The 11,683-nt window shown below is 68.1% G+C and carries 9 protein-coding genes; 6 read left to right on the top strand and 3 right to left on the bottom strand.

Annotated features, from left to right (window positions below; translation table 11 throughout):
- From BHE75_RS06570 to BHE75_RS06545, 6 genes are all read left to right on the top strand, one after another.
- Positions 1-2,177, top strand: a 2,177-nt coding sequence (locus BHE75_RS06570) for a TonB-dependent receptor (protein WP_070933242.1), incomplete at its 5' end; no start/stop codon positions are given.
- Positions 2,178-2,192: 15 nt separating this feature from the next.
- Positions 2,193-3,596, top strand: coding sequence for an MFS transporter (locus tag BHE75_RS06565; RefSeq protein WP_015459892.1), 1,404 nt, complete (start codon positions 2,193-2,195; stop codon positions 3,594-3,596).
- Between the two features lie 18 nt (positions 3,597-3,614).
- Positions 3,615-4,499 (top strand): TauD/TfdA dioxygenase family protein, encoded by an 885-nt coding sequence (locus BHE75_RS06560; protein ID WP_015459891.1) that lies wholly within the window; start codon positions 3,615-3,617, stop codon positions 4,497-4,499.
- A 26-nt stretch (positions 4,500-4,525) separates the two neighbouring features.
- Entirely contained in the window at positions 4,526-5,461 is a 936-nt protein-coding gene (locus BHE75_RS06555; RefSeq protein ID WP_070933240.1) for a TauD/TfdA dioxygenase family protein, read from the top strand.
- A 65-nt stretch (positions 5,462-5,526) separates the two neighbouring features.
- Entirely contained in the window at positions 5,527-7,191 is a 1,665-nt protein-coding gene (locus BHE75_RS06550) for a sulfatase-like hydrolase/transferase (protein ID WP_070933238.1), read from the top strand.
- Positions 7,192-7,472: 281 nt separating this feature from the next.
- Positions 7,473-8,684, top strand: a complete 1,212-nt coding sequence (locus tag BHE75_RS06545) for a spinster family MFS transporter (protein ID WP_070935552.1) — start codon at positions 7,473-7,475, stop codon at positions 8,682-8,684.
- Here BHE75_RS06545 and moaB read toward each other — a convergent pair.
- The 3 genes from moaB to BHE75_RS06530 are packed head-to-tail and all read right to left on the bottom strand — an operon-like array spanning position 8,681 to position 11,683.
- Complete coding sequence (gene moaB / locus BHE75_RS06540) at positions 8,681-9,208, bottom strand: molybdenum cofactor biosynthesis protein B (protein ID WP_070933236.1); 528 nt, start codon at positions 9,206-9,208, stop codon at positions 8,681-8,683. The two genes, BHE75_RS06545 and moaB, sit on opposite strands and share 4 nt — an antisense overlap.
- The gene (locus tag BHE75_RS06535) at positions 9,198-10,970 is read right to left on the bottom strand and encodes a lytic transglycosylase domain-containing protein (protein WP_070933234.1); all 1,773 of its coding nucleotides are present in this window, start codon (positions 10,968-10,970) and stop codon (positions 9,198-9,200) included. Before BHE75_RS06535 ends, moaB begins: the two co-directional genes overlap by 11 nt.
- A complete protein-coding gene (locus BHE75_RS06530; RefSeq protein WP_070933231.1) occupies positions 10,967-11,683 on the bottom strand; it encodes a uracil-DNA glycosylase in 717 nt (238 codons plus the stop codon). Before BHE75_RS06530 ends, BHE75_RS06535 begins: the two co-directional genes overlap by 4 nt.

Here is an 11,683-nt window from a genome sequence, read left to right as displayed (position 1 = left end):
CCCTCAACGTCGTCGGCGCGGAAACGCTGGAGCGATCGGGCGCCTATACGCTGGGGCAGGTGCAGCAGCTCGTGCCCAGCCTGCAGGTGTTCAGCTTCAACCCGCGCAACACCAACATCAACATACGCGGCCTCGGCAGCAATATCGCCTTCACCAGCGACGGGCTGGAAAACGGCGTCGGCGTCTATGTCGATCAGGTCTATTACGGCCGCGTCGGCCTGTCGCAGTTCGATCTGGTCGATCTCGAACGGATCGAGGTGCTGCGCGGGCCGCAGGGCACGCTGTTCGGCAAGAACACCACCGCCGGCGCGATCAGCATCAGCAGCCGCGCGCCCAGCTTCGATCCCGAATTTTCCGGCGAGGCGACGCTGGGCGACCATGGCTACCACCAGGTGCGCGGATCGGCCTCCGCCCCGCTGATCGCCGACAAGCTCGCCGCCCGCATCAGCATCGCCGACACGCATCGCGACGGCTTCATCGACAATGTCACCACGGGCAGCAAGGCGCAGGATTACGATAATTTCTCCGTGCGGGGGCAATTGCTGGCCAAGCCCACCGACACGTTGGCGATCCGCCTGATCGGCGATTTCGCGCGCCAGCGGCTCAATTGCTGCATCGGCGTCGTGACCGCCCTGTTCGATACGTTCGATAATGGCGCACCGATCGCCAACAGCTTCCGCCAGCGCGCCGCCCGCGCCGGCTACACGCCACTGCCGATCGATCCCTTCGCCCGCAAGACGGATGCGGACGGCCATTATCAGGCGAACATGAAATCCTATGGCGTGTCGGGCCAGATCGACTGGGATCTCGGCCCCGTCGCCCTCACCTCGATCACCGCCTGGCGCCGCTGGATATGGAACCCCGCCAATGACGGGGATTCGATCGGCCTGCCGATCATCACCCTGGCCGAACAGGCCAATCGCCAGCGCCAGTTCAGCCAGGAGCTGCGGATCGCCTCCACCGGCACCAACGTGATCGATTATGTGGCCGGCCTCTATTATTTCGACCAGACGGTGAACGGCTATGGCGCCACCGGCTACGGATCGGCCGCGCCGGACTGGTTCCTGCCCGCAGCCGCCGTGCCGCCCGTGGTGTCGCAGGCGGCCCTCAACGGCTTCATCGCCCGATCGACATCGACGCCCAGCATCAAGAGCTATGCCGCCTTCGCGCAGGGCACCTGCCATGCCAGCGAAGCGCTCAGCGTCACCGCCGGCCTGCGCTTCACCCATGAGGACAAGGACGGCCGCTACACGCAGACCCAGACGGAGGGCGTGGACCTTTCCACCCTGCCGGATCAGCTGGCCGGCGCCGCCCAGGCCATCCGCAACAACTTCAACCCCGATCTGGATTTCACCGCGAAGCGGCGCGACGACAGCCTGTCGGGCACGATCAACGTCTCCTACAGGTTCGCGGCCGACGTGCTCGGCTATGCCAGCTATTCGCGCGGCAACAAATCGGGCGGCCTCAATCTCACCGCCCTGCCCCCCGGCGTGCCCGCCACGGTGAAGCCGGAGAAGGTCGACAGCTACGAAATCGGCATCAAGAGCCAGTTCCTCGATCGCCGCGCCACGCTGAACGTCGCGGCCTTCTGGACCGACGTTTCCAATTATCAGTCGGCCATCCTCACCCAGCGGCCCAATGCCGCGATATTCGATCAGTATATCGCCAATGTCGGCAAGGTCCGCACCCGCGGGTTCGAGGCGGATGCCGCCTTCGCGCCTACCGACCTCATCAGCTTCAACGCGTCCGCCGCCTATACCGACGCCACCTATCGCAACTATCCGAACGCGCCGGCTCCGGTGGAAAGCGGGCTGACGGTGGTCGATCTTTCGGGCGAACGGCTCGCCGGCGTGCCCAAGTTCAGCTATTCGGTGGGCGCGGACGCGGCCCAGCCGATCGGCGCGTTCCAGCTTTACGGCCATATCGATTATGCGCATCGGTCCGGCTTCTTCACCGCCGTCAGCAATTCCCGTTATTCGAAGGTGGATGGCTACGGCATCGCCAACCTCCGCGTGGGCATCCGGCGGGAGGACCAGCGCTGGGATCTGGCGCTGTGGCTGCGCAACCTCTTCGACAAGAATTATTTCCAGACGCTGACGCCATCCAACACCGGCCTCGTCACCGGGCTGGTCGGCGATCCGCGCACCTTCGGCGTCACGCTCATCACCAAGCTCTAGGGAGGGAGGCCGGCCATGGCCACGGTGCTCAATGCCGCCTGGGAAGACAGGGCAACCGCCCCGCCGCCCGCATCACGATTGCCGGCCGGCCGGCTGCTCGCCTTCTCGGCCATCGCCTTGCCCGTCACCGCCGCGCAGATGCCGCTCAACGTCTATCTGCCGGCGATCTTCGCCCAGCATTATGGCGTGCCGCTGGCGGTGCTGGGCACCATCTTCCTGATCGAGAAGATATGGGGCGCCATCGCCGATCCGATCATCGGCAGCCTCAGCGATCGCACGCGCAGCCGTTTCGGCCGGCGGCGAAGCTGGATCGCGGCGGGCGGCATCCTGTTCGGCCTTTCCGGCCTGCTGCTCTTCTTCCCGCTTGCCGGCGTCACCCCGCTCTATCTGGGCCTGGTGCTGTTCGCCTTCTATCTCGGCTGGTCGATGATCCAGATCCCCTTCCTCGCCTGGTCGGGCGAGATTTCCGGGGATTATAACGAACGGACGCGGATCGCGACCTATCAGGTGGTGGTGGGATCGGCGTCGCTGCTGCTGGTGCTGGTGCTGCCCACGATCGTCGATCAGATCCGGCCGGGCGACGGCCCCCTCAAGCTCGGCGTGATGGGCGGGCTGCTGCTGATCACGCTGGTGCCGTCGCTGATCCTCACGCTGCGCGCCTTTCCAGAGCCGCCATTGCCCGCGCGGGACGTGCCGCGCCTGCCTTTCGGGCAGACGGTGCGGCTGGTGGGCGGAAACCCGCTACTGATGCGCATCCTCGCCTCCGATTTCGCGGTCACGCTGGGGCAGAACATCCGCGGCACGCTCTTCGTCTTCTTCGTCAGCAGCTATATGGGCCTGCCCCACTGGGCGAGCGGCCTCTTCCTCCTCCAGTTCGTGTTCGGCATCACCGCCGGGCCGATCTGGATGCGGATCGGCTATCGCCTCGGCAAGCACCGCACCGCCGTGCTGGGCGAGCTGGTGCAGGTCGCCATCAATCTCGGTCTGCTGCTGGTGGTGCCGGGCCAGCTCGGCCTGCTGATCGCGCTCACCGTCGCGCAGGGCTTCGCGCAGGGATCGGGCAATCTGATGCTGCGGTCGATGGTGGCGGACGTGGCGGATCAGCACCGCCTCGATACCGGCGAGGATCGCACCGCCCTGTTCTTCTCGGTCTTCAGCATATCGATGAAGGCGGCGATGGCCGCCGCCGTCGGCGTGGCGCTGCCGCTGGTCGCCTGGCTCGGCTTCGATCCGACATCGGCCGAAAACACGCCCGAAGCGCTGCGCGGCCTGCTCCTTGTCTTCGCGCTCGGCCCGGCGATCGCCCACCTCGTATCGGCTGCCCTGGTTCACGGCTTCCCGCTCGATGCCGCCGCCCATGCCGAAATCCGCAAATCCCTCGACCAGCGCGACGCCGCGCCGGCCGCCCTCAACGACTGATCTTTGGGAGACATCATCATGACGCTTCAGACCGTGAATCTCGAGGAAGCCGAAAGCCTGTTCGACATCCGCCCCCTCCAACCCAGCCTGGGCGCGGAGATCGGCAATATCGATCTGTCCCGGCCGCTGGACGATCACCGCCTCGGCGCGCTCCGGGCCGCGCTGCTCCGCTATCGGGTCCTCTTCTTCCGCGATCAGGATATCAGCCGCGAACAGCAGATCGCCTTCGGCGCCGCATTCGGCGAGCTGGAGGTCCACCCCGTCTTCGCGCATCCCGATTATCCGCAAATCCTGCCGCTGGTCTCGCAGAATTTCGTCGGCAAATATCGCGCCTCGCCGGACAGCAACTGGCATGCGGACACCACCTTCCGGCCGGAGCCGTCCGCCGCCTCGATCCTGCGCGCATTGGTATCGCCCTCGCTGGGTGGCGACACCGTGTTCGCCAACGCGGTCGCCGCTTATGAAAGCCTGGACGAGGCGGTGCGCGAACGGATCGACGGGCTGACCGCGATCCACGATCCCAGCATTTTCATCCAGTTCCTCGATACCGAGGAGAAGAAGGAGGCGCTGCGCGCCCAATATCCCGAGGTCGAGCATCCGGTGGTGCGCATCCACCCCGAAACCGGCGAGAAGGTGCTCTACGTCAATTCGGTCTTCACCCGCCGGATCAAGGGCCTGGACGCGGAAGAGAGCGATCGGCTGCTGGCCCTGCTGTTCAACCAGTTCAAGCGGCCGGAATTCCAGGTGCGGTGGAGCTGGCGGCCCAATTCGATCGCCTTCTGGGACAACCGCGCCACCCAGCATTACGCCGTGCCCGATTACAACGAGCCGCGCCACATGGAGCGCGTGACCATCATCGGCGACCGCCCCGTCGGCCCCGCTGCCCAACCCCTGTCCCGCTGACCTCCTCGTTCGCAAGGAGACGTGCCATGACTGCCATCCAGCAACGCTTCGTCAACGCCCGCGAGGCCGAAAGCCCGCTCGATATCGTGCCCGTGGCCGGCCGCATCGGCGCCGAGATACGCGGCATCGCGCTTTCGGGCGATCTGGACGACGCCACGATCGCCGCGATCCGCGCGGCGCTCGTCCGCCACAAGGTGATCTTCTTCCGCGACCAGCATGAGCTGGACGATGCCCGGCAGGAAGCCTTTGCCGAAAAGCTGGGCGAGCCGGTGGCCCACCCCACCGTGCCCGTCGCCGAAGGATCGCGCTTCCTGCTCGAGCTCGATTCCCGCGAAGGCTATGCCGCGTCGAGCTGGCATACGGACGTCACCTTCGTGCCGGCCTATCCCGAAGCCTCGATCCTGCGCGCCATCGTCATCCCCGAGGCCGGCGGCGACACGCTCTGGGCGAATACCGTGACCGCCTATGAGGAGCTGCCCGAGCCGCTCAGGCTCCTCGTCGACAATCTGAAGGCAGTCCACACCAACCTCTACGACTATGCCGGCCACTTCGCCAACCTGCCGCAGGACAAACTGGAGCAGCATCGCGCCATCTTCGCCTCCACCGTCTACGAAACCGAGCATCCGGTGGTGCGCGTCCATCCGGAATCGGGTGAACGGTCCCTGCTGCTCGGCCATTTCGTCAAGCAGTTCGTGGGGCTGAACGGCGCGGATTCGCAGCGCCTGCTCGCGGTGCTCCAGGATCATGTCGTGAAGCCCGAAAACACCGTGCGCTGGCGCTGGCGGGCGGGCGACGTGGCGATCTGGGACAATCGCGCCACCCAGCACCGCGCGATCGCCGATTTTGGCCTGCAGCGCCGCCACCTCCGCCGCGCGACCATCGCCGGCACCGTGCCGGTGGGCATCGACGGCAAGGAAAGCCGCCTCCTGAAGCCGGAGCCGTTGCTGCAGGCGGCGGAATAGGCAAGCATCCGCCGGGCGCCCGCACCCTGCGACCGGGCGCCCGGCTTCTTCCCGAAAGGAATGACATGGCTGTGAAGAACGGCGCCGATCGGCCCAACTTCCTGGTGATCCTGGTCGATGACATGGGCTTTTCCGATATCGGCGCCTTCGGGTCCGAGATCGAGACGCCCTATCTGGACGCGCTGGCCCATGCCGGCGTGCGCTTCACCGATTTCCACTCCGCCCCCGCCTGTTCGCCGACGCGGGCCATGCTGCTGACGGGAACCGACCATCATATCGCCGGGCTGGGATCGATGGTGGAGGTCGTCCGCCCCGATTTCGATCGGCCGCCGGGATATGAAGGCTATCTCAACGATCGCGTCGTCACCTTCGTGGAGCTGCTGCGCGACGCCGGCTATCGCACGCTGATGTCGGGCAAGTGGCATCTGGGCGATACGCCGGCGACGGTGCCGGCGGCCCGCGGCTTCGAACGCTCCTTCGCCCTGCTGCCGGGCGGGGCGGATCATTTCGGCGGCAGCCCGCTCGATCGCGCGGTGGTGCGGGGGCCGATCTATATCGAGGACGAGACCTTCGTCACCGAACTGCCCGAGGGCTTCTATTCCTCCGATCATTTCACCACGCGCCTGCTCGATTTCCTCGAGGAAGGCCGCGGGGATGAACGGCCCTTCTTCGCCTATCTGCCCTTTTCCGCGCCGCATTGGCCGCTTCAGGCGCCGGACGCGGAAATCGCCAAATATCGCGGCCGCTATGATGACGGGCCCGATGCGCTGCGCGCGCGCCGGCTCGATCGGCTGAAGGATCTGGGGCTGATCGCCGAGGATGTCGTTCCCCATCCGGTGGTGACGGAGGCGCCCGAATGGGATGCGCTGAGCGACGCCGAGCGGGCGGATTCCGCGCGGGCCATGGAGGTCTACGCCGCCATGGTCGACCGGATCGACCAGAATGTCGGCCGCGTGGTCGATTGGCTGAAGCGCAACGGCCGGTTCGACAATACGGTGATCCTGTTCCTGTCCGATAATGGCGCGGAAGGCGCGATCGTCGAGGCGATGCCGATCATCGGGCCGCTGTTCAGCCAACTGATCCGGGAGCATTGCGACAACAGCCTCGCCAATGCCGGCAAGCCCGGCTCCTACATCTGGTATGGCCCGCGCTGGGCGCAGGCGGCGACGGCGCCGTCACGGCTCACCAAGGCCTATACCACCGAAGGCGGCATCCGCGTGCCGGCCTTCATCCATTATCCCGCCGCCGCCCGCGCCGGCGAGGTCTCCGGCGAATTCGCGACGGTGATGGATGTGGCCCCCACCTTCCTCGACCTGGCCGGCGTCGCCCATCCGGGCGAAAGCTATCAGGGCCGGCCGATCGCGCCGGTGCGGGGCCGGTCCTTCGCCGGCTGGCTCCATGCCGGCGCCGATCGCATCCATCCGCCGGGCACCAGCACCGGCTGGGAATTGTTCGGCCGCCGCGCGATCCGCAAGGATCATTGGAAGGCCGTCTATGTGCCCGGCGCCGACGGGCGGTCGCGCTGGCAACTCTACGATCTCGCCATCGATCCCGGCGAGACGGACGATCTCGCCCGCGCCTATCCCGCGCGGCTGGAGGAGCTGCTGGCGCTGTGGCGCCGCTATGTCGAGGAAACCGGGGTCGTCGAGGATGCGATCAGCATCTTCGATGCCGATCCTGAAGCATGGGCGCAGGCCCGCCCGCTTCAGGCCGCCGCCGCCCCGGCCTGAGGGCGGTGGTGGCGGGCCGGCCTGAGCGGAGGCCGGCCCGCCTGGTCCATCGCCACGGACCAGGACGACACGGGCTATCGCACCGGGCCGTTGCGCTGTTACACTCCGGCCAAGGCGAGGGGTTTCGCCCGGCAACAACCGGCTCGGCGGGCCCATATCCGCCGGCGCGATGGAGTGGGCGATCCATGCCGCCATATGCTGACGATCAGGGCCCTGCCCGCATCCCGCCCGGCCGATCCGGCAACGCCGCCCTGCCTGGCCGCCCCTGGCTGGTGCTGGCGATGCTCCTTCTCGTCTATATCTTCAACTTTCTCGATCGGCAGATACTCGGCATCCTCGCCCAGCCGATCAAGGCGGACCTCGCGCTCACCGATACCCAGCTCGGCGCCCTGGGCGGCTTCGCCTTCGCGCTGCTCTTCTCGGTGCTCGGCGTGCCGCTGGCATTGCTCGCGGATCGCACGAGCCGAAGCTGGGTCGTCACTCTCTCGCTCGTGGTGTGGAGCGCCTTCACCGGCCTGTGCGGCCTGGCCACCGGCTTCTGGCAGCTCTTCGCCTTCCGGCTCGGCGTCGGCGTCGGCGAGGCGGGCGGGGTCGCCCCCTCCCATGCCCTGATTTCGGACTATTTTCCGCCGGAAAAGCGCGCGCGGGCGCTTTCCATCTATGCGCTCGGCATTCCCTTCGGCCTCGCCGCCGGGGCGATGCTGGGGGGCTATATCGCCAATGCGGTCGAATGGCGGGTTGCCTTTGTCGCGGTCGGCATCGCCGGGATCGCGGTGGCGCCCCTTTTCAAGTTCTTCGTCCGCGATGTGGCCCATCGACGCCCCACCGCCGGCCACCCGCCCGTGGCGCAGGTATTCCGCATCCTCGCCGCCAAGCGCAGCTTCTGGCTGATGGCGCTGGCCGCATCGTCCAGTTCGCTCGTCGGCTACGGCCTCGCCTTCTGGATACCGTCGATCCTGATGCGGTCCTTTGGCTTCGATCTCATCACGACATCGCAATATGTCGGCTCGCTATTGCTGATCGGCGGCGGGGCCGGCGTCCTCCTCGGCGGCTGGCTGGCCGATCGCCTCGGCCGGCGCGATCGCGGTGCCTATGCGAAGCTGCCGATCATCGCCTGGCTCGCCGCCGTGCCGCTGTTCGGCGCGGCCTTGCTCTCACCGTCGCCCGCGATCGCCTGGGCATTCTTCCTGCTGCCCAACGGCCTCAACATCCTCTGGCTCGGCCCGGTGACGACCGCCGTGCAGCACCTCGTGCCGCCCGCGATGCGCGCCACCGCCTCGGCCAGCTTCCTCCTCATCAACAATCTGATCGGGCTGGGGCTGGGATCGCTGGTGATGGGCGCGATGTCGGATGCGATGCACCTGCGCTTCGGCGAGGACGCGCTGCGCTACAGCGCGGTCGCGGCGCTGATCTTCTACCTGCTGGCGGCAGCGCTGATGCTCTTCGCCGTCCGCCCGCTGCGGCGCGACTGGGTGGAGGAAAAAGCCGCCTAACGCTCCATCAGGCGCGGCATCAGCTCCACGAAATTGCAGGGGCGGTGGCGGTTGTCGAGCTGGGTGGCAAGGATGCCGTCCCAGCCGTCCTTCACCGCGCCCGTCGATCCCGGCAGCGCGAACAGATAGGTGCCGCGCGCCACGCCCGCGCAAGCACGGGACTGGATGGTCGACGTGCCGATCGTCTGGTAGCTCAGCCAGCGGAACAGCTCGCCGAAGCCGGGTATCTCCTTGTCCCACACCCGCGCCAGCGCTTCGGGCGTCACGTCGCGGCCCGTGACGCCGGTGCCGCCGGTGGTGATGACGCAATCGACCTGATCGTCCTCGATCCAGCCGTGCAGGCGCGCCACGATCAGGTCGGCATCGTCGCGAACGATCGCCCGGTCGGCCAGCACATGCCCCGCCGCCTCCAGCCGGGCGACCAGCGCGTCGCCCGAACGATCCTCGGCAAGGCCGCGTGTGTCGGAAACGGTGAGGACGGCAATGCGGACGGGCAGGAAGGGCCGGCTCTCGTCAATCGGCACTCGCCACCCCGCTCACCGGATCGAGGCGGATGGCAGTGCGGCCGGGCATGCCGGGAAAGCGCGGCCACATGCCCTGCGCCATCGCCTTCAGGCTGGCCGATTGCTCGCCTTCCTGCCGCTGATACATCCAGTAGTTGCGCAGCACGATCGCCACATAAGCGCGCGTCTCGCGATAGGGGATGGATTCGATGAACAGCAGCGGATCGCCATTGTCGCGGCGGCGATCGTTCCATTTCTGCACCGATCCGGGGCCGGCATTATAGGCGGCGATCACCTTGGGCAGCAGCCCGCCCGTGCTGGAGAAATCGCGCAGCTCCTCCAGATAGAATTGGCCATATTCGATATTGGTGCGCGGATCGTTGAGGCTGCCGAGCGGTTCGCCCTTGCGCCGGGCGATCTGCGCGGCGGTGCCCGGCATCACCTGCATCAGCCCGCGAGCGCCGGCCGGGCTGACCGCATCGGCGCGGAACTGCGATTCCTGCAACGCGTGGGCGAAGATCAGCGACTTATCGACCCGCCAGCCGCCCTGCGGCGTCCAGCCGCCCGGCGCCGGATAACGGGCGGAGGTGGAAAGCCGCGCGCCGATCGGCCCGTTCTGCGCCAGCCAGATCTGGGTGGAAGGCAGGTTCAGCCGCGCCGCGAGGTGCATCAGCGCCTCATGATCCTGGCTGTCGCCGATCCGCGCCTGATGGCGCAGCACGGTATCCGCCTGCCCGGTTTCGCCGATCTCGGCCAGGGCCGCCGCGATCCGGGCATTGTTGCGCTGGGAGATGGTGGTCCAGTCCGCCTGGATGAAGCCCGGTCCCGCATCGGGCGTGGGCAGCGCCCGGCCCAGCGCCGCATCGGCGAGCAGGCCGTAGAAGGTCTCGCCCAGCCGCGCCGCGCTGCGCAGCCGCGCCTGCACCCGTTCGGGCTTGCCGCAGGCCATGTCGGCGCGCGCCGCCCAGAACAGGCCGGCCGCCGTCATCTCAGGATCGCGCGACCGGGATGCGACCGCGCCGAAGGCGTCCGCCGCCGCCGCGCAATCGCGCTGCCGCCACGCGGCAAGGCCCGATACCCAGTCCGCCTCGATCGTCCAGTCGCCGGTCCCGGCCCGCGCCGGGGTGGCCACACGCCGCGCCGCCGCATCGTCGCCGACGAGGAAATAGGCCCAGGCCACGCGCTGCTGCCATTCGGTCCGCGCCTCCGGCGTAAGGTCCGCCACCCGTTCGGACAGCAGCGCTTCCGCCTCCGCAGGCCGATCGTCGCGCAGCAACGGGCGGATGCGCTGGGCGAGCGCGGCGGCGGCCGCATCGCTGCGCGCCGATTGCGCCGTCGCCCGGCGCGGCGGCGCGGGCAGGCGCCGCATGTCCTGCACCACGGGAAGGGCCGGCAGCCCGGATATGCCCCGCCCCTGCAGGATACGCTCGATCGCGGCCGCCTGCGGCAGATCGGGATTGGCGGAAACCAGCGCCAGCAGCAGCTCCGTCTCCACCTTGGGCGATCCCTTGGCGAGATAGAGCTCCGCCCGGGCATAAGGCGTCAGCAGGCCGGCGGGCATGGCATCGAGCCGCGCGGCCGCGCCCGACCAGTCGCCCGATCGGATCGCCGCGAAGACGGCGCGATAATTCATCCGCTGCTGCGGATCGAGCTGCGCGGGCACCGCGCTTACCGGCGGCGCCTTCAGGCCGATCACCGGCGCGGGCAGGGTTTCGGTGCTGGCAAGCGCCGGTATCGCGGCGGTGCCGGCCAGGACCGCGAGCAGGAGACGGATCGTCCTCACTGGCCCAACTCCTCAAGCAACAGGCGCAGGTCCCGCCAGGCATCCGCCTTGCGGGCGGGCTGCTGGAGCAGGAAGCGCGGATGGAAGGTCGCCATGGCGCGCACGTTATGGCCGCCAAGGTTAAGGCTATGCACCCGCCCCCGCGCATCGGCGAGGCTGGTCCCGATAAAGGCACGGGTGGCCGCGTCGCCCAGCAGCAGCAGCAGGCGGGGCGCCGCGATCGATACATGGGTGCGGGCGATCTCGGTCCAGCGCGCAAGCACGGCCGATTCGGGCCGGCCGCCGGGAACGCGCACCGGCGTCATCGTCGTCAGATAGATGGAAGCGCGATCGCGGCCGATCGCCGCCAGCATCCGATCGAACAGGCGGCCCACCTCGCCGCCGACGATCTGGCCGGCCTCGTCATCGCCGGGCTCGGGCTGGTCGGCCAGCAGCATCAGCCCCGATGCCGCATCCCCCTGGGGCAGCAGCCGTCCGTCGGGACGGCCGAACATGGCATCTTCGGCATAGAAAGCGGCAATGGCGTCCAGCGTCGCGGGAACGGATGGGGGCGCCTCTGCCGTAGCGGCGGCGGATGATGCGGCGGGCGCCGGGGCGGGCCTGGGCGCCGCCAGCCAATCGCGCGCCTCCTCCTCCACCAGCGTGTCGATCCCGGCTTCGCGCCACCAGTCGATGGTGCTCAGAAATTCCCCGCGAAGGGCAGTATCGCTCAC

The organism is Edaphosphingomonas haloaromaticamans, from assembly GCF_001853345.1.
GTDB lineage: Bacteria > Pseudomonadota > Alphaproteobacteria > Sphingomonadales > Sphingomonadaceae > Sphingomonas_E > Sphingomonas_E fennica.
The sequence above is the reverse complement of the archived record's forward strand: the minus strand, read 5'-3'. Positions and strand labels throughout refer to the sequence as shown.

Coding starts and splice junctions, on each gene's coding strand:
- BHE75_RS06565 (WP_015459892.1), top strand. CDS start 2,193: ATGGCCACGGTGCTCAATGCCGCCTGGGAAGACAGGGCAACCGCCCCG.
- BHE75_RS06560 (WP_015459891.1), top strand. CDS start 3,615: ATGACGCTTCAGACCGTGAATCTCGAGGAAGCCGAAAGCCTGTTCGAC.
- BHE75_RS06555 (WP_070933240.1), top strand. CDS start 4,526: ATGACTGCCATCCAGCAACGCTTCGTCAACGCCCGCGAGGCCGAAAGC.
- BHE75_RS06550 (WP_070933238.1), top strand. CDS start 5,527: ATGGCTGTGAAGAACGGCGCCGATCGGCCCAACTTCCTGGTGATCCTG.
- BHE75_RS06545 (WP_070935552.1), top strand. CDS start 7,473: ATGCTCCTTCTCGTCTATATCTTCAACTTTCTCGATCGGCAGATACTC.